Genomic DNA, 16301 nt, shown 5'->3' with positions numbered 1-16301 from the left:
GGTATCGCAAAGCGAGATTTCGGGAAAAGAACCATTATTCGAAATAGCGTGTGAATTTCCAGGAGTACTGTTTTTTGCGTATACTACAGAAGAAGACTACTTATAAAGGAGTGGAAACGATGCAAGCGACAGTGACATGGAACAAACAGATGGGGTTTAGTGGACAGACGGAATCAGGGCATCACCTGGCGATGGATGCAGCACCCGAAAACGGGGGTGAAAACCAAGCGCCACGACCGACTGAACTCTTGCTACATGCCGTTGCCGGCTGTACAGGAATTGATATCGTCTCGATTTTAGAGAAGATGCGCTTGACGATCACCCATTTCGAAATGGATATCGAAGGAGAACGGGCAGAGGACCATCCGCGGCGTTTTACGTCGATCTCGATTCATTACCGGCTCGAAGGTGATCTCCCGGAAGATAAGGTCCGTCGCGCCATCTCGTTATCAAAGGATAAATATTGTTCGGTCTCGCAATCCCTGAACGCTGAGATTTCCGTTTATTATTCGATCAATGGTGTGCGAAGCGAGGATCCTTTGTGAAGAAAACCGTACTGATCGGTTGTCTGTTGCTTGCAGGGTGTGCGCAGGAGACGACGGAACCAACGAAACCATCACAACCGGAAACGAAGCAACCGACAGAAGAAAAGAAACCGAAACCTGAACCAACGAAAGAGGAACGACAACAAGCACGATTAAAGCAGCAACTTAAAGCGATGTCGACGTCCGAGAAGATCGATCAACTGCTCTATATCGGAGTCGCCGGCACGGAACTTTCAGCAGCTGACCGAAAATTATTACAGACGCATGCGATTGGCGGGGTCTTATTGCTCGGTGGAAACATCACGTCAGAAGAGCAACTCTTGACGTTCACGCGTGCGATTCAAGAGACGAACCAAAAACCGTATGCCTTCGTCGGGATTGATGAAGAAGGCGGACGCGTCAGCCGGGTACCGGATCAACGATTACGGTTACCGACGAGTCAACGGATAGCGCAAGGAGCAGATGAAGTGAAAATGGAAGACGTCGGACGTACGCTCGGACATTTGTCACGTTTTTATGGCTTCAAAATGGACTTCGCGCCGGTCCTTGACGTCAACAGTAATCCGAACAATCCGATCATCGGCGACCGTGCGTTAAGTGCTGATCCGAAGACCGTCGCGACGCTTGGTACGGCCCTGATGCACGGGATGCAGGAGACGGGAACGATTCCGGTCGTCAAACATTTTCCCGGTCACGGCAATACGAGTGTCGATTCCCATGTCGGGCTACCGAAAGTGACGGCATCAAAGGAAGAATTGAAGCGGACGGAACTGTTACCGTTTAAAGAAGCGATTCAAGAGGGCGCCGAGATGGTGATGGTCGCCCATATTCTCTATCCCGCGTATGACGATACGAATCCGTCCTCGCTCTCAAAGCCGATCTTGACTGACCTCTTGCGTCAACAACTCGGATTCAACGGTGTCATCATCACAGATGATCTCGTCATGGGGGCGATCACGAAACAATATGGTCTCGCAGAAGCGGCACGTCAGTCGCTCGTCAATGGAGCTGATATGGCGATGTTTTCAGAGGCAGGTGCTTACACAAAGGTCCATGCTGAAGTGATGCAAGCCGTCAAAGAAAAAACGCTGACGCCGGAGATGCTCGATGCCAAAGTAATGCGCATCCTGAAGCTGAAGCAGACGTATGCCGACAGCCAAGAGCAACAGCGACCAACGAAATCGGAACTGATTCAGCAAGTGGAAGCGCTCAACTAGGACTAGCGAAGCAAAGCGACTCATGCTAGACTAATGGGGCAAGCCAATTAAACACGAAAAGACACTAGGGGAGTCTCCCAGCAGACTGAGACGGAAGTATCCGGACCCTTTGAACCTGATCTAGTTCGTACTAGCGGAGGGAAGTGGCTCGAAACCTTAGATATCCTTAGCGCTTCAGCGCATTTTCGGACCACTCCCTTCAACATCGGGAGTGGTCCTTTTTCGTATGGAAAGGAAGAACATGATGCGTTTACATCTGATTTCGACGGGATCCATTAATCCGCTTGACGAAATAAAGACCTTTCAATCGCTTCAACCTTATACGGATCAGCTGCATCTACGAGAACCGAACTTATCGGCGGCAGAATTACTTGATCTAATTGAAGCGCTCCTTGCGCATGGTTATTCGCCTGATCAGTTAACGGTTCATGATCGGGTCGACGTCGCCCATGTCGCCGGCATCGGTGTGCAGCTGACGCGCCGGTCCTTACGTGTCCGCGATGTGCGACGTCATTTTCCGAATCTCGTCATCGGGAAATCAGTCCATTCGCTAGCAGAGGCACTGGCAGCAGAAGCGGAAGGAGCCGACCGCCTGCTGTACGGTCATATTTATCCGACAGCGTCGAAGCCGGACGTGCCACCACGAGGGATTGACGCCTTGAAGCAAGTCGTCACCTTCACGACGAAACCAGTCATTGCAATTGGCGGGATTACACCAGAACGCATGCCTGAAATCGTAGCGACCGGTGTAACCGGAATCGCCGTCTTATCGGGTATTCTCGGTCATTCGGATCCGCTCGCCGCCGTCAAGCATTATCAGGGGGTACGGGTATGACGAATCACATCATCATCGGCGGTGGAGTCATCGGTTTGACGCTTGCTTACGGTCTCGCCTTTCAGAATGAATCCGTCGTCGTCTTAGAACGCGGAGCAGGTGGACAAGGAACGAGTCGCGCGGCTGCCGGGATGCTTGCGACGGACATCGAGCTGAGAGCGGAATTACATGCACTTGCCGCACGAAGTCGTCGTCTGTATCCGTTGCTTGCACGTCGACTCGAGCGAGAGACTGGTATCGATTGTGGGTACCGGGAACAACCGTTTTTGTTGAAACGTAAAGGACGCGAGAATTTGTTTCCGGCGGTCGGTCAAATCGATCCACGACGACTGACGACTGCATTGATGTATGCCTTACACGCACGTGGCATATCGATTGAAGAACAGGTGGAAGTCACACGCATCGAAGAGAACGATGACTTCATTAGGATCGAATCGAATGCGGGAATCTGGACCGGACAAACAGTGACGGTCGCTGCCGGACGGGGTTCGCAAGCTTTGCTCGATACAGCCGGCATTTCGATCGCGACATATGGGGTCAAAGGGGAATGTCTCGCCGTCCGTCTCGCGGGTCAGCCGTTACGCTCGATCCTGTTTGACGACGCTGTCTACCTTGTGCCAAAAGCAGACGGTCGGATTTTGATCGGTGCGACCGAACTGCCGCACGACGAGACGGTCGGTGTCAGTGTCGCAGGGGTCACGTCATTGCTTCAAGCAGCAGAACGACTGTATCCACCGATTCGTGACGCGGTCATCGAAGAAGTCTGGTCCGGTGTACGACCACAAACGGCGTCCGGCTTGCCATATATCGGAGTCGCCGATTCATCCCGTCGGATCTTCCTAGCGACGGGGCATCATCGGCATGGCATATTACTCGCACCGGCGACAGCGGAAGTCTTGGTAAATACATTACGGTTGATTCAGAAGGAGGAAGTCCGATGAACATTACGATTAACGGCAATGACCACACGATCGAACAGATTAAAACAATTGAGGACATGCTCACGCAACTTGGCTTAGGGGAAAAGCTCGTCATCGTTGAACAGAATCGACAAATAATCGATCGCGTGGCATATGGTCAGACGGTCGTTCGGGACAATGACACATTTGAAATCGTTCATTTCGTAGGAGGAGGATAAATATGCTGAAAATTGGAGAAAAGACATTTGAATCACGCTTGTTACTCGGAACAGGGAAATATACGGATGCTACGGTACAGCAGAAAGCAATCGATGCGTCTGCTTCACAAATTTTGACATTCGCCGTCCGTCGGCTCGATATCTTCGACAAACAACAAGCGAATTTCTTGGAGTCGCTTGATTTAGCGAAGTACGATTTACTGCCGAACACGGCCGGTGCGAAGACGGCGGAGGAAGCTGTTCGGCTTGCGAAGCTTGCGCGGGCATCCGGTATGTGTGACATGGTCAAGGTTGAAGTGATCGGTTGCGACAAGACGTTACTACCTGATCCGATCGAGACGTTACGGGCTTCTGAAGAATTACTCAAAGAAGGTTTCATCGTCTTACCGTATACGTCGGACGATGTCGTCCTTGCACGGCGACTCGAGGAACTCGGTTGTCACGCCATCATGCCGGCAGCGTCACCGATCGGTTCCGGGCAAGGCATTCTCAATCCACTTCATCTACGATTCATCATCGAGCAGACGACGGTTCCTGTTATCGTCGACGCCGGGATCGGTTCACCGACCGACGTCGCCTATGCGATGGAACTGGGAGCGGATGGTGTCTTATTAAACTCCGCCGTTGCCCATGCTCAAGATCCGGTCAAGATGGCGCACGCAATGCGACTAGCTGTCGAAGCAGGTCGCTTCGGATACGAAGCGGGACGTATCGAGAAGAAACAGTATGCGGTCGCGAGTAGTCCAACGAGTGGATTGATTCGATGAACCGTTACTCACGGCAAACTCGATTTCAACCGATCGGGGAAGCGGGACAAGCACGCTTGGCATCAGCGAAGGTGCTGATCATCGGCATGGGAGCGCTCGGAACGGCATCGGCAGAGCAACTCGTCCGCGCCGGTGTCGGCGTCGTCCGAATCGTCGACCGCGACTATGTCGAGTGGAGTAATCTACAACGCCAACAGCTTTATACCGAGGACGATGCGCGTCACATCGTACCAAAAGCGATTGCCGCAAAAGCACGGCTTGAAGCGATTAATTCGACAGTGACGATCGAAGCGCATGTAGTAGACGTCGACCGGGCAGCGCTGACGTGGCTTCTCGATGATATCGATCTGATCATCGACGCAACGGACAACTTCGATATTCGCTTGCTGATGAACGACATGGCGTTGATGCGTTCGATTCCGTGGATTTACGGTGGATGCGTCGGCAGTTATGGGATCACGTTTACCGTCCGTCCCGGGGAGACGCCGTGTCTGCATTGTCTGCTCGATCAATTACCGCGGGATCAGGAGACGTGTGATACAGCGGGAATCATCGGACCAGCTGTACAGATGGTCGCTTCCTTACAGGTGACGGAAGCGTTGAAGTGGTTGAGCGGAAAGACGGACGCCATGCGGACGCGCTTGCTTGCGTTTGATGTCTGGTCGAATACGTTTCAACAAATTAACGTCCAGTCACTGAAGCAAACGGAGTGCCCGTCGTGCGGCATCGAACCGTCCTATCCTTACTTATCGGATCAAACGGTTCGTTTCACGGCACTGTGCGGTCGGGATGCCGTTCAAATCCGCGGAGACGGACAGCGGGACCTGGAACAGTTGAAACAACGTCTCCAGCCGGTCGCTGCGATTTCCGCCCATAATCCATATTTGCTGGCGTTTACGACGGACGAACATCGGATGGTCGCTTTCCGAGATGGACGTGTTCTGATTCATGGCGAGGCGGATCTCGTCAAAGCGAAACGGCTCTATCATGCCTATTTCAGCTAACGTTCACAAAACAGTAAAACTAATTTTAAATATATATGTTTTAAACGTTTGAAAAACAGGTAAATAAGACTTCAGACGTAAATCGGTCTACAGGTTTTGAACGTGAAGAGGAGTGATTCAGATGAAACAAGAATTCGATCCAATCAAGGATCAAGCACAGACGGAAGACGCCCAAGCAGTTGTTCAGCAAGCCAACTGGAATCCGGATCGGTACCGGACGAACTTGAACCCATTCTATCTGTCACCTTGTAGTGTCGAACGTAGAGAAGACGTGCATCAGGATGCATCGAAAATTCTCGAAGTCGAGACGTCGTCGCCCCTCCAACAACTTTTTGAACACAATCAAGCAACGCATAAATCAGAACAATCGGGCAAAAAATTCAAGACAGGCATCGTCGTCGGTGTCGGTGCGATCATCGGCGGATCGGTTTCTGTGATTCGTTCCGTTCAACGCTTTAGAAAACAACGGACGAAATAACACATTCGTCGCAAGAGTGAAAAAAGCAGGAGGCATTCGCCTTCTGCTTTTTGTGTTCCAAACGGATGTTCGTCGCAGAACGACCGCTTGCATGCTACACTTAAGCTACTATATTCAAAAAGTGAGTGTGATGAAGATGAAATGGATACATACTGCCGATTGGCATCTCGGCAAAATCGTTCATGGCGAGTCGATGCTCGAGAACCAGCGGGCGGTCTTAGCGGACTTTTTGACACTCGTCGACCGCGAACAACCGGATGCAATCGTCATTGCGGGTGACTTATACGACCGCGCCGTACCACCAACGGAAGCCGTCGAACTGCTTGACGAGACGCTCGCTGCTTTGATTCTCGATCGAGACATCCCGGTCGTTGCGATCAGCGGAAATCACGATTCGGCCGAACGGTTAAGTTTCGGAACGACGTTACTCCAACGGGCTGGTTTGCACCTCGTCGGAAAACTAACGCCGGTCATTACTCCGGTCACGATTAAAGGGGTGTCATTTTATCCGGTGCCATTTGCGGATCCGGCGACCGTTCGGTACGTGCACAAGGACGAAACGATCAAGACACATGATGATGCGATGCGGACGATTCTTGCCGGATGTAGTCCGGACGGACCGAGTGTCCTCGTCGGTCATGCCTTTGTGATTGGTGGACTCGAGACGGATTCGGAGCGGCAATTGTCCGTCGGAACGGCAGGGCAAGTTAGCGCAAGCCAGTTTGCACCGTTTACGTATACGGCACTCGGTCATTTGCATAATCCACTTGCGATTCAATCCGAGACGGTTCGCTACAGCGGATCTCTCTTGAAATATTCCTTTTCGGAAGTACATCATGTCAAAGGGGTCGATGTGTTGACGTTGAACGAAGCGGGTACGTTCGATCGCCGATTCGAACCACTTGCACCTAAACGTGACTTGCGGGAATTGACCGGAAGTCTCGCGGAGCTGACAGACCCGGCGTTCGTCGCGACACAAGACACGGACGATTACCTAAAGATCAATCTAACGGACGGCGAAGCTTTGATGGATCCGATGGGCAAGCTGAAAAAAATCTATCCGAACATCCTGCACCTTGAGCGAATTGGATTCGTCCGCGAGAGTACACGGGCGGTCAAGGCGTCGCGGGAGCAAGTCAAGGATGCATCCGTTGCGGATCTATTCAGTGAGTTTTATGAAGCAGTCCGTGAGAAGAAACCGACGGAAGCGATGCAAGCCGTCCTGAAGGAGGAAGCGACATGCGCCCAGAACGACTGACATTACGCGCCTTTGGACCGTTTGCTGGTGAAGAGACGATTGATTTCACGGCACTTGCCGGACGGACGATGTTCGTCATCTCCGGGAATACCGGAGCAGGGAAAACGACGATCTTTGACGCATTGACGTTCGCCCTGTATGGCGAAACGTCAGGTGGCGAACGGGAAATGAGCGAACTGCGAAGTCATTTTGCCGTGCCTGAGCAAAAGACGGAAGTTGAACTGGAGTTTACGCTGAAAGGAGAACGGTACCGGATCATCCGCCAACCGAGTCAACCGCATCCAGTCAATAAAACCGGTTACTCGCATGAAGCCGAGCTCGCTCGGTTCGACGGAACGACATGGAAGCCGCTTGCGGTCAAGATTCCAGAAATCAAACAACGCGTTCAAGAGTTGATTCAGCTCGACCATAAACAATTTTCACAAATTCTCCTGTTGCCGCAAAATAAGTTCCGCGAACTGTTGATGGCAGAGTCAAAAGACAAACTCCAGATTCTCAAGCAGCTGTTTAAGACGGAACACTATGGTGAGTTCCAGCAACGTTTACACCGACAAGCGCTCGATCTTGCGGCACGCATCAAGGAAACGAAGACGAAACAATGGGCAAAGCTTGAGGAACTACCTCTGCAAGCGAACTGGAGTGAACTAACGGAAGGCGACATCCGGTTACGGATGGAGGCGTTGACGACGGAACGGGACGAATGGTTAACGGCTGCTCGTCAAGCTGAAATAGAGACCCGTGCGATCGTCGAGAAGAAAACGACACAATTGCAACAAGGCGAGCAACTCGAAGCGGTTTTCCAAGAGCAGGAGCGACTTCAACGAACGGAACAGTTGCTAGTGGACCGCTTACCGGAAATCAAGCGGATGCAACAAGAAGCATTGGCAGCTGAACGCGCTCAAATCGTCGCACCGATCTATGACCAGTGGCAACAGGATCAAGAACAATTGACGCAACTCACGCATCGAAAACAGGAAACTGAACAGCACATCGCTCGCTTGAAAGAGCAACAAGAGGTCGTTCAAGCAAAAGTGGATCGATTGCTAGCGGAGGAACCACAGATCGAGCAACTCAGTCGTCGCCTCGAAAAGATTCAAGAAGAACGCGAACGGTTGGAAGCAGAAACGGCTTTACGACAACAACAGCAACAACTAATCGAACGTTCGAAGCTTCTGGACCCAGAGCCATTACGGAAGCAACTCGAACAAGCACGGACGGAGCGTAAGACTGTTCAAGAACAACTGCATCCATTGCAAAACATCGGAGCAGAGCGCTTAAAGGTGCAAGAACGGCGCTTCATCCTGCAACAGCTGGCGACGAAGATGGCGGAACATGACAAATTGGAAGCAGAACGGCAACAGCTGATCGTTCGCGGCACAAGCGTCCGGGACCAAAAAGAGGCAGCAGCGCGCCAATACGAAGAAGCGCGTAGATACGAACGGGAACAACTGGCTGCTGAACTTGCCAAAGGATTGACAGACGGGACGGCTTGCCCAGTCTGCGGCAGTACGTCGCATCCACAGCATGCTGTCGCCGTCGCAAAGGAACTATCCGTCGATGTAGCGCAACAGCGGTTCCTAGAAGCTCAACAAGCGCATCAAGAGTTACAAGCCTCGTACCGAACGGTAGCCGAACGTCTCGGACAACTGACGACCGAGATTCAAAAGATGAGTGAAAACGAGTCATCTCATGCGGATGTTTCAGCACAGCTTCGGGAAGTCGAACAGACGGAAGCCCGATTAGCGTCAGCACAGACGGAAAAAGCGCGTCTTGAGACTCGCCTGCAACAACTCGAGCAATCCATGGACCAGCTACAACTGAAGATCGATGCAATGATTAAAGACCGGACCGTCATCGAATCGGAAATGGCACACTTGTCTGGTCGCCTAAGTCAATCAGGAGAGTCCGCGAAATCGCTACCAGCACTCCGTGAGGAGCAACAACAGGCAGAAACACGTATCGAGCAGTTCAAGCAAGACAAACAGCAACAGCTACGCGAGAAGGAACAGCTCGATCGTGACTTCGCGGAACACCAAGGTCGATTCCGTCAATTGACTGAGGCATCTGCTGAACAAAGCGACCGATTAACGAAACGCGAAAACGAATTACACGCAGTCCTGGCAGAAGAAGCGTTTCCGACGATTGAAGCCTTCCGCGATGCGAGACGGTCTCGTGACGAACTCCGTCACCTCCAAGAACGTTTGGAACAAGATCGTCTAGCGCGGCAGGAATTGAAGCTGAAGCAGGAACAAGCCCGTTTGAAGACAGAAGGTCAAGTGCGTCCGGATCTCGAACAGTTGCGGATGGATGTGAAGACGTCGTCGCTCGAACTGACGGAGCGGACCGACCGACGTGTCGGGTTTGAGAAGGAACGCGCACACATCGATCAATTGATGGCGGCTTGGGAAAGCTTGCAACGCCAGATTGAGGACGAGGATGCGAGATACGGAGTCATCGGCGAACTCGCTCGCGTTGGTGTCGGGGAGAATGCGCAACGGATGACATTCGAGACGTACGTCCAGACGGCATACTTCGATGAGATCTTGTTCGCCGCAAACCGGCATCTGCACGAGATGACCTCTGGTCGTTTCCAGCTTGAACGGAAAACGGAGGCGGGAAAAGGACTCAAGAAATATGGGCTTGATTTAAATGTCTTTGACGCGTACACGTCGCAAACACGTCACGTCAAGACGTTATCTGGTGGAGAAAGCTTCAAAGCATCACTTGCGCTTGCGCTCGGATTGTCGGAAGTCGTTCAAGAAGCAAGTGGTGGCGTGTCACTTGAAACGATGTTTATCGATGAAGGATTTGGAACACTTGATCCGGAATCACTCGAACAAGCGATCGAGACGTTGCTCTCGATTCAAGCGAGCGGTCGCATGGTCGGGATCATCAGTCACGTCCAGGAACTGAAGTCACGAGTTGACGCAAAAATCGAGGTCAAACAAGGAAAAACGGGGTCGACGATTACACTAGTCGTCGAGTAAGGAGCTAAGATCGATGGAAACACGAAACATGGTCACAAAATCACAAATCAAAGAGGCGTTACGCGAATTAGGTGTGGCTCCCGGCATGAAGCTGTTCGTCCATTCGTCTCTCAAACAAATCGGCTGGATTCCCGGTGGCGTACAAGCATTGATTGAGGCCTTACAGGAAGTTGTCACGACGGATGGGTTAATCATGATGCCGGCGCAAAGTACCGATAATTCAGATCCGAAGAACTGGAGCCAACCGGCTGTGCCTGAAGAATGGTGGGAAACGATCCGCCGGGAAATGCCGGCATATGACCCGGCAAAAACGGTCACACGCGGCATCGGTCGCGTCCCGGAAGTCTTCCGAACGTATCCGGGTGTCGTTCGAAGCAACCATCCGATGTGGTCCGTGACCGCCTGGGGGAAAGATGCGGCGACATTCGTTGCCAATCATACATTAGAAAATGGCTTCGGTCCCGGTTCACCAATCGAACGCTTCATCGAGGCGGACGGCCAAATTCTGCATATCGGTTCTCCTTGGGATACGACGACCGTCTGGCATTACGCAGAATACGGGTTGAATCGTCCGGACGTCGAGGATGGTTGTAAAGTCAAAGAAGGAACGACGGAACGATTCATTCACTACCGACATCGTCAAATCGATAGTGACGCGTTTGGACCGATTGGCGAAGCGTTGGAAAGTGCCGATTTCGTCACGTCCGGTCTGATCGGACAAGCGAAATCTTACCGCATCGATGCCAAAGCCTCGATCCCAGTCGTCATGTTGCAATTAAAAGCGCTCGATCAATGGTTATTTTGAAACTTTTTCGGGAAACCTTCGTAGTAGAAAACAGAATCATAAAAAGGAGTGAAAGCAATGGCTTCACGTTTTAAAGTAAACCCGGCATTGCGTCGCGGATTCGATACGGCACGTGTCGGAGAACGACCAATGACAAAAAGCGGGACGATGAGCAAGATTTTCTTGATGCTCGCTCTCGTCACGGCAGCAGCAGGGGGAAGTTGGTTCTTCCTCGCAGAAAACCAAGCGTTCCTATTCCCGGCATTAATCGGTGGATTCGTCATCGGTCTGATCCTTGCCTTGATCATCACATTCAAACCAGCAACAGCACCGGTCCTTTCACCGGTCTATGCGTTGGCAGAAGGTGTCGCCGTCGGAGCATTGTCGCTCGTCTTTGAAAGCATGTACCCAGGTATCGTCGGGAAAGCGGTTCTTGCGACTTTCGTCGTTGCGTTCGCGATGTGGTTTGTCTACTCGACAGGCATGATTAAAGTGACGCAACGTTTCCGTTCTGCGGTAACAGCAGCGATTCTCTCGATCTTCGTCTTGTACGCAGTCAACTTGATTCTCTCGTTATTCGGTGTCGATCTCCCATTCATGACAGGTAGCTCACCGCTTGCGATTGGTATTCAATTCGTCATCGTCATCGTGGCATCCCTGTCACTCGTGATGGACTTCGATTTTATCTCGCAACAAGTTCGCGCCGGTGCTCCAAAATCGATGGAGTGGGTTGCAGCATTCGGATTGATCGTGACGATCATCTGGCTCTATATCGAATTACTCGATCTCTTATATCGCCTCGCGGCGCGGGATTAACAGCAACGGGGCTGACTCAAAAGTCAGTCTCTACAAAGATAGGGGTGGCAGAATGATGATCTGCCACCCTTTTCTCATAATAAAAAGAATGACGCGTTTCACGCAACTCCTACAGGAAAAAGCGCATCTTTGCGCTGTCAGAGACAATCAAGACCCGCTTTCCTGCTTGAATAAGGCAGGAAAACTGGCTTGTGTCTCGCCTGAGGAAAGGGCGTGAAAAGACGCGTCATTCTTTTTGTTGAGTCAGCCTCGTTTTTTGTCGCAAGAAGGGATAATTATGTGAAATGAGAAATAAAAGAGTGGTGAAACGAGAAGGAGGATCCCATATGAAAGAACGTATCGTCATTGGAGCAGGACCGTACCACAACAATCCCGGTTGGTATCATACACAGGAAGATGAGCTGAATCTACTCAATCGGTCCGATTGGGAACGATTGTGTTCGAACGACACGTTGCAAGCGATTCTTGCGGAACATGTCTGGGAGCACTTGACGTTCGAAGAAGGAATTGACGCGGCACGTCATTGTTATACATACCTTGCACCAGGGGGATACGTCCGTTGTGCTGTGCCGGACGGTTATTTTCGGGATGACGCATACCAATCGATTGTTCAAGTCGGTGGACCCGGTCCAAATGACCATCCAGCGGCGAGTCACAAAATCGTTTATACGCACGAAACATTACGACAAGTATTTAAAGAGGCTGGATTTCAGGTGCGTCTTCTCGAATATTTCGATCAGGATGGAATCTTCCATCAAGCGGACTGGGATGGCGCAGACGGTGTCATTTTCCGTTCGAAGCGATATGATCCCCGGAATGCAGAACAGATGAGATTTCCTTCGTTGATTCTTGATGCAATCAAATCGAAATGACAAATAACGGTGAGCGCCCAAATAGGTGCTCACCGTTTTCTTATGAATGAAATCCTTCCTTGATCGTTCGCAGTAACACACGCGCACTGGGCGATAAAGTCGCCTCCTTTTTCCAAATCAAATGGACGTCCGAGACGACGGGAGGATCAAGGGTAAGAAAGATTAGATCGGAAGCGGTCGTATCGATGATGCCATCGATTGCTAGAGCGTGACCCACTCCTTGGCGTACGAGTAAGGACGCATTGAACAACAGATTATATGTTCCGATGATCTGACAATCCTCAAGCGTTAGACCACTCTGTTCACGGAAATACGTATCGAGTTGTGTCTGCTCGGATAAGAGTAACGGGAGGGTGACAAGTTGTTCTCGTGAAATCGTCTTAGACTGTGCGATCGAGGCATCACGACGTGTTAAGATCCCCCAACGGTCCTGACCGGGCAACCGTAAGGAATGAAATGCGGATAGATCGAACGGAGCAATGACAAGTCCGAAATCGAGCAATCCCTTTTCGAGCCGGTCGAGTACATCATTCCCATTGCCGCTGTACATACGAATCGTTACATCAGGATGAATGGTGTGTAACTCTCTAAACGCTTGCAACACCGTCGTCAATTGTTGAGTTTCGCCACCACCGATATGAATTTCACCCGTCAATACTTCTTTTGTGTTCAAGTCGACCAATACCTTATCTGCTAGTGTAACCATCTCGCGTGCGCGCTCTTCAAAGAATCGTCCCTTTTCAGTCAAACGAAGCCCTTGCTTCGAGCGTTCGAACAATTCGACCCCAATCGTCTCTTCTAGTTGTTGCAGCTGACGCGATAATGCCGGTTGCGACAAACGAAGGATCCGTGCCGCCTTTGTAATATTTTTTTCTTCGACTAAAGCTAAAAAATAGCGTAATTGTTGTAATTCCATCATTCCACCTCTATCCATGCAAAAAACGTATGATTTATTACTTAATATTAGCATTAGACATGAATGGTTGTCAGCCGTAAGATGAGACCAAGCGATCAAAAGAAAGGAGGATGTACAATGACTGAACTGCAAACCTATGTAAGAGAACATACGATTCTTCCAGCGGATCCGGTCCTTGAGCGCATTCATGCCATTCAAGATGAAATCGAACCGGAATTACAGCGATTGAATCAAGTGGTCTCACAAGAAGAGAGGAGACAGGCGCTTGCCGTGATCACAGGGCAAGACATCGATTCGTCTGTTAGAGTCTTAACGCCTCTATTTACGGATTTCGGACGGCATTTATCCATCGGCAAACACGTTTTCCTCAATCGAGGTGTCATGTTTACGGATCTTGGGTCGATTCGGCTAGACGATCATGTCTTAATTGGTCCGTTCGCACGGTTGCTGACTGTCAACCATCCGGAATCACCGACGAAAAGAGGTGGCGTTGAGACAGCGCCGATTCATGTCGGGCGTAATGCTTGGATTGGTGCCGGGGCGACGATTTTGCCTGGCGTGACGATTGGTGAGGATGCGATCGTCGCAGCGAACGCAACAGTGACACGCGATGTTCCGCCCCGTACGATCGTCGCAGGCACTCCAGCGAGAATCATTCGAACGGTCGAGGTGTCGGATGAATAGATGGTACTGTTGTCTGCTTACATTTTTTCTGTTGAGTGGATGTACCGATACGAAAGAATCGTCACGACCGAGTGATCTAGAACAAAAGGAGCTGAAATCCGTCTTGCTTCAAATCGATGAAACAACCGTCCCGATTCGTTTTGCGGACAATGAGACAGCGATGGCATTGCAAAAAAGATTGCCGCTGACGATGCAGATGAAAGAGTTGAATGGGAATGAAAAGTATCATTACGTTCCATTCTCGTTACCGACGAATCCAAAGTATGTCGGAACGGTGCAAGCGGGAGATCTCATGCTGTATGGATCAGATTGTCTCGTCCTATTTTACGAGTCGTTTCAAACAGATATTCAATACACGCGAATTGGTTGGGTCGAACCGAATCGATTATCTGAACTATTATCAGCTGATACAGTACGTGTTCAAATGAGCACGCAACAATAAGAAAACAAGAGAGGACGTCATCATCATGGCCATTCAAGGAAAAGTCATTATCATCACAGGAGCAAGTTCAGGTATTGGAGAAGCAACAGCACGCTTACTTGCAAAGCAGGGGGCAAAGCTAGTGTTAGGATCACGTCGCAATGATCGACTGGCGAAACTCGTCGATTCGATTCAAGCGGACGGTGGGGAAGCAATATACCAAGAGACAGACGTCGTGAAACTGGAAGATAATCAACGACTTATCGAAGCAGCATTGACGGCGTATGGTCGAATTGATGCAATTTTCCTCAACGCGGGGCTGATGCCGAGTTCTCCACTATCTGCTTTACAAGTAGACGAGTGGAATCAAATGATTGACGTCAATCTCAAAGGTGTCTTGAACGGGATTGCAGCTGTCATGCCGACATTCACCTCCCAACGTGCGGGGCATATTCTGACGACCTCATCCGTAGCAGGTCTTAAGGCGTATCCGGGTGGAGCTGTATATGGCGCAACGAAATGGGCAGTACGTAACTTAATGGAAGTCTTACGGATGGAATCGGCGCAAGAAGGAACGAACATCCGAACGGCGACGATTTATCCGGCAGCGATTCATACCGAATTGCTCGAGACGATCTCACACGGAGAGTCGCTTGAAGGAATGACGGCACTATATGACCAATACGGTATCTCACCAGAGAGTATCGCGCGGATCGTCGCCTTTGCGATCGATCAACCAGAGGATACGAACGTGAGCGAATTTACGGTCGGTCCAACGACTCAACCGTGGTAAAAAGGAGGAGTATTAATGTTTCCACGAGGCGAAAAGAACGAAGCGTATCAAGAGGTATTCACAGGTATCAGTTATTTAGCACCACTCGTCGACGAATCGTTGCCCGTTTCCGTATCACATGTGACGTTCGAGCCGGAGACGCGGAATCATTGGCACATGCATGATGGGGGATATCAAATTCTACTCGTCACGGAAGGGGAAGGCTGGTATCAAGAAGAAGGGAGACCCGCTCGACATTTGCAAGCAGGAGATGTCGTCGTCACGCATGATGGTGTGAAGCATTGGCACGGGGCAACACGGTCTTCCTGGTTTTCGCACATTGCGATCACTGCTGGGACACCACTCTGGCTCGAGGCAGTTTCGGACGAACAATATGAAGTAACGGAATGAATAGAAAGACCATCTGAACTTCGCTGTCAGATGGTCTTTTTGATCATAGTCCGTGCTCGCTTTTCAGTTGATCGACGTATTGTTTTGCCTCGAGCAAAGACGATCCGAGAGTCTCTCGAACGCGTTTGACAGCTTCAACCGTCTTTCCTTCATGAAGCAACTGAACTAATTCGACTTGTAACGCTGCTTCTTCTAGTGACACCTCATTCAGACCGAGGTGCTCCTCGATCCGTTGTAGCTTCTTCAGAATCGTTTGTTGGCGGCGTTTCGCTTCGTCTGCTTTTTGTGATAAGGACATCCAGATGAAGAATAAGACGATCAGTGGTGCGAACGTGACGACAGAATCCATAGTGAACACCTTCCTTTGTTTCACCGTACCATAGGACAGTCTCCATA

19 protein-coding genes and 1 riboswitch are annotated in these 16301 nt (G+C 50.6%); of the genes, 17 read left to right on the top strand and 2 right to left on the bottom strand.

Annotated features, from left to right (window positions below; genetic code table 11):
* Nucleotides 1–119: 119 nt before the first annotated feature.
* From AYO36_RS08355 to AYO36_RS08295, 13 genes are all read left to right on the top strand, one after another.
* A complete protein-coding gene (locus tag AYO36_RS08355) occupies nucleotides 120–545 on the top strand; it encodes an OsmC family protein (protein WP_023467853.1) in 426 nt (141 codons plus the stop codon).
* Complete coding sequence (gene nagZ, locus AYO36_RS08350) at nucleotides 542–1762, top strand: beta-N-acetylhexosaminidase (RefSeq protein ID WP_064300149.1); 1221 nt, start codon at nucleotides 542–544, stop codon at nucleotides 1760–1762. The genes AYO36_RS08355 and nagZ overlap by 4 nt, the downstream gene beginning before the upstream one ends.
* 56 nt (nucleotides 1763–1818) lie before the next feature.
* Nucleotides 1819–1921, top strand: a riboswitch (TPP riboswitch).
* A gap of 82 nt (nucleotides 1922–2003) precedes the next feature.
* Nucleotides 2004–2597 carry a thiamine phosphate synthase gene (locus tag AYO36_RS08345; RefSeq protein ID WP_064300148.1) on the top strand — a complete coding sequence of 198 codons (594 nt, stop codon included), beginning with the start codon at nucleotides 2004–2006 and terminating at the stop codon, nucleotides 2595–2597.
* A complete protein-coding gene (locus AYO36_RS08340; protein ID WP_064300147.1) occupies nucleotides 2594–3538 on the top strand; it encodes an FAD-dependent oxidoreductase in 945 nt (314 codons plus the stop codon). Before AYO36_RS08345 ends, AYO36_RS08340 begins: the two co-directional genes overlap by 4 nt.
* A complete protein-coding gene (gene thiS / locus AYO36_RS08335) occupies nucleotides 3535–3735 on the top strand; it encodes a sulfur carrier protein ThiS (RefSeq protein WP_064300146.1) in 201 nt (66 codons plus the stop codon). The genes AYO36_RS08340 and thiS overlap by 4 nt, the downstream gene beginning before the upstream one ends.
* Before the next feature lie 2 nt (nucleotides 3736–3737).
* Nucleotides 3738–4502 carry a thiazole synthase gene (locus AYO36_RS08330; RefSeq protein ID WP_064300145.1) on the top strand — a complete coding sequence of 255 codons (765 nt, stop codon included), beginning with the start codon at nucleotides 3738–3740 and terminating at the stop codon, nucleotides 4500–4502.
* On the top strand, nucleotides 4499–5506 hold the full coding sequence (locus AYO36_RS08325; RefSeq protein ID WP_064300144.1) for a ThiF family adenylyltransferase: 1008 nt from the start codon (nucleotides 4499–4501) through the stop codon (nucleotides 5504–5506). The genes AYO36_RS08330 and AYO36_RS08325 overlap by 4 nt, the downstream gene beginning before the upstream one ends.
* A gap of 121 nt (nucleotides 5507–5627) precedes the next feature.
* Nucleotides 5628–5984, top strand: a complete 357-nt coding sequence (locus tag AYO36_RS08320; RefSeq protein ID WP_023467859.1) for a hypothetical protein — start codon at nucleotides 5628–5630, stop codon at nucleotides 5982–5984.
* A 136-nt stretch (nucleotides 5985–6120) separates the two neighbouring features.
* Nucleotides 6121–7242, top strand: coding sequence for an exonuclease SbcCD subunit D (locus AYO36_RS08315; protein ID WP_064300415.1), 1122 nt, complete (start codon nucleotides 6121–6123; stop codon nucleotides 7240–7242).
* Nucleotides 7224–10229, top strand: a complete 3006-nt coding sequence (locus AYO36_RS08310) for an AAA family ATPase (protein ID WP_064300143.1) — start codon at nucleotides 7224–7226, stop codon at nucleotides 10227–10229. The genes AYO36_RS08315 and AYO36_RS08310 overlap by 19 nt, the downstream gene beginning before the upstream one ends.
* Nucleotides 10230–10242: 13 nt before the next feature.
* Nucleotides 10243–11034, top strand: a complete 792-nt coding sequence (locus AYO36_RS08305) for an AAC(3) family N-acetyltransferase (RefSeq protein WP_064300142.1) — start codon at nucleotides 10243–10245, stop codon at nucleotides 11032–11034.
* Nucleotides 11035–11091: 57 nt separating this feature from the next.
* Nucleotides 11092–11829: a Bax inhibitor-1/YccA family protein gene (locus AYO36_RS08300; protein ID WP_050677017.1), complete on the top strand. Its 738-nt coding sequence runs from the start codon at nucleotides 11092–11094 to the stop codon at nucleotides 11827–11829.
* A 326-nt stretch (nucleotides 11830–12155) separates the two neighbouring features.
* Nucleotides 12156–12701, top strand: a complete 546-nt coding sequence (locus AYO36_RS08295) for a class I SAM-dependent methyltransferase (RefSeq protein ID WP_064300141.1) — start codon at nucleotides 12156–12158, stop codon at nucleotides 12699–12701.
* A gap of 40 nt (nucleotides 12702–12741) precedes the next feature.
* On the opposite strand, the gene AYO36_RS08290 is transcribed toward AYO36_RS08295, so the two are convergent.
* Nucleotides 12742–13617, bottom strand: a complete 876-nt coding sequence (locus tag AYO36_RS08290) for a LysR family transcriptional regulator (RefSeq protein ID WP_064300140.1) — start codon at nucleotides 13615–13617, stop codon at nucleotides 12742–12744.
* Between the two features lie 117 nt (nucleotides 13618–13734).
* Here AYO36_RS08290 and AYO36_RS08285 point away from each other — a divergent pair, with 117 nt between their 5' ends.
* Genes AYO36_RS08285 through AYO36_RS08270 form a run of 4 tightly spaced genes read left to right on the top strand, consistent with a single transcriptional unit; the run spans nucleotide 13735 to nucleotide 15905 of the window.
* Complete coding sequence (locus tag AYO36_RS08285) at nucleotides 13735–14301, top strand: DapH/DapD/GlmU-related protein (RefSeq protein ID WP_064300139.1); 567 nt, start codon at nucleotides 13735–13737, stop codon at nucleotides 14299–14301.
* Nucleotides 14294–14743 carry a cyclophilin-like fold protein gene (locus AYO36_RS08280; RefSeq protein ID WP_149427103.1) on the top strand — a complete coding sequence of 150 codons (450 nt, stop codon included), beginning with the start codon at nucleotides 14294–14296 and terminating at the stop codon, nucleotides 14741–14743. The genes AYO36_RS08285 and AYO36_RS08280 overlap by 8 nt, the downstream gene beginning before the upstream one ends.
* Nucleotides 14744–14768: 25 nt before the next feature.
* Nucleotides 14769–15515, top strand: coding sequence for an SDR family oxidoreductase (locus tag AYO36_RS08275; RefSeq protein ID WP_064300138.1), 747 nt, complete (start codon nucleotides 14769–14771; stop codon nucleotides 15513–15515).
* A 15-nt stretch (nucleotides 15516–15530) separates the two neighbouring features.
* Nucleotides 15531–15905 (top strand): cupin domain-containing protein, encoded by a 375-nt coding sequence (locus tag AYO36_RS08270; RefSeq protein ID WP_064300137.1) that lies wholly within the window; start codon nucleotides 15531–15533, stop codon nucleotides 15903–15905.
* Nucleotides 15906–15948: 43 nt separating this feature from the next.
* On the opposite strand, the gene AYO36_RS08265 is transcribed toward AYO36_RS08270, so the two are convergent.
* Nucleotides 15949–16254, bottom strand: a complete 306-nt coding sequence (locus AYO36_RS08265; RefSeq protein ID WP_035398001.1) for a hypothetical protein — start codon at nucleotides 16252–16254, stop codon at nucleotides 15949–15951.
* Nucleotides 16255–16301: the final 47 nt, after the last annotated feature.

The organism is Exiguobacterium sp. KKBO11 (genome assembly GCF_001644945.1).
In the GTDB taxonomy this organism is placed as follows: domain Bacteria; phylum Bacillota; class Bacilli; order Exiguobacteriales; family Exiguobacteriaceae; genus Exiguobacterium_A; species Exiguobacterium_A abrahamii.
This window is presented reverse-complemented; position numbering and strand designations above follow the sequence as displayed.

Excerpts from the sequence above, each read along its gene's own strand:
- AYO36_RS08345 (WP_064300148.1), top strand. The coding sequence starts at position 2,004 with ATGATGCGTTTACATCTGATTTCGACGGGATCCATTAATCCGCTTGAC.
- AYO36_RS08330 (WP_064300145.1), top strand. The coding sequence starts at position 3,738 with ATGCTGAAAATTGGAGAAAAGACATTTGAATCACGCTTGTTACTCGGA.
- AYO36_RS08325 (WP_064300144.1), top strand. The coding sequence starts at position 4,499 with ATGAACCGTTACTCACGGCAAACTCGATTTCAACCGATCGGGGAAGCG.
- AYO36_RS08355 (WP_023467853.1), top strand. The coding sequence starts at position 120 with ATGCAAGCGACAGTGACATGGAACAAACAGATGGGGTTTAGTGGACAG.
- AYO36_RS08295 (WP_064300141.1), top strand. The coding sequence starts at position 12,156 with ATGAAAGAACGTATCGTCATTGGAGCAGGACCGTACCACAACAATCCC.
- AYO36_RS08315 (WP_064300415.1), top strand. The coding sequence starts at position 6,121 with ATGAAATGGATACATACTGCCGATTGGCATCTCGGCAAAATCGTTCAT.
- AYO36_RS08270 (WP_064300137.1), top strand. The coding sequence starts at position 15,531 with ATGTTTCCACGAGGCGAAAAGAACGAAGCGTATCAAGAGGTATTCACA.
- AYO36_RS08340 (WP_064300147.1), top strand. The coding sequence starts at position 2,594 with ATGACGAATCACATCATCATCGGCGGTGGAGTCATCGGTTTGACGCTT.
- AYO36_RS08285 (WP_064300139.1), top strand. The coding sequence starts at position 13,735 with ATGACTGAACTGCAAACCTATGTAAGAGAACATACGATTCTTCCAGCG.
- AYO36_RS08305 (WP_064300142.1), top strand. The coding sequence starts at position 10,243 with ATGGAAACACGAAACATGGTCACAAAATCACAAATCAAAGAGGCGTTA.
- AYO36_RS08300 (WP_050677017.1), top strand. The coding sequence starts at position 11,092 with ATGGCTTCACGTTTTAAAGTAAACCCGGCATTGCGTCGCGGATTCGAT.
- AYO36_RS08310 (WP_064300143.1), top strand. The coding sequence starts at position 7,224 with ATGCGCCCAGAACGACTGACATTACGCGCCTTTGGACCGTTTGCTGGT.
- thiS (WP_064300146.1), top strand. The coding sequence starts at position 3,535 with ATGAACATTACGATTAACGGCAATGACCACACGATCGAACAGATTAAA.
- AYO36_RS08275 (WP_064300138.1), top strand. The coding sequence starts at position 14,769 with ATGGCCATTCAAGGAAAAGTCATTATCATCACAGGAGCAAGTTCAGGT.
- AYO36_RS08265 (WP_035398001.1), bottom strand. The coding sequence starts at position 16,254 with ATGGATTCTGTCGTCACGTTCGCACCACTGATCGTCTTATTCTTCATC.
- AYO36_RS08280 (WP_149427103.1), top strand. The coding sequence starts at position 14,294 with ATGAATAGATGGTACTGTTGTCTGCTTACATTTTTTCTGTTGAGTGGA.
- AYO36_RS08320 (WP_023467859.1), top strand. The coding sequence starts at position 5,628 with ATGAAACAAGAATTCGATCCAATCAAGGATCAAGCACAGACGGAAGAC.
- AYO36_RS08290 (WP_064300140.1), bottom strand. The coding sequence starts at position 13,617 with ATGGAATTACAACAATTACGCTATTTTTTAGCTTTAGTCGAAGAAAAA.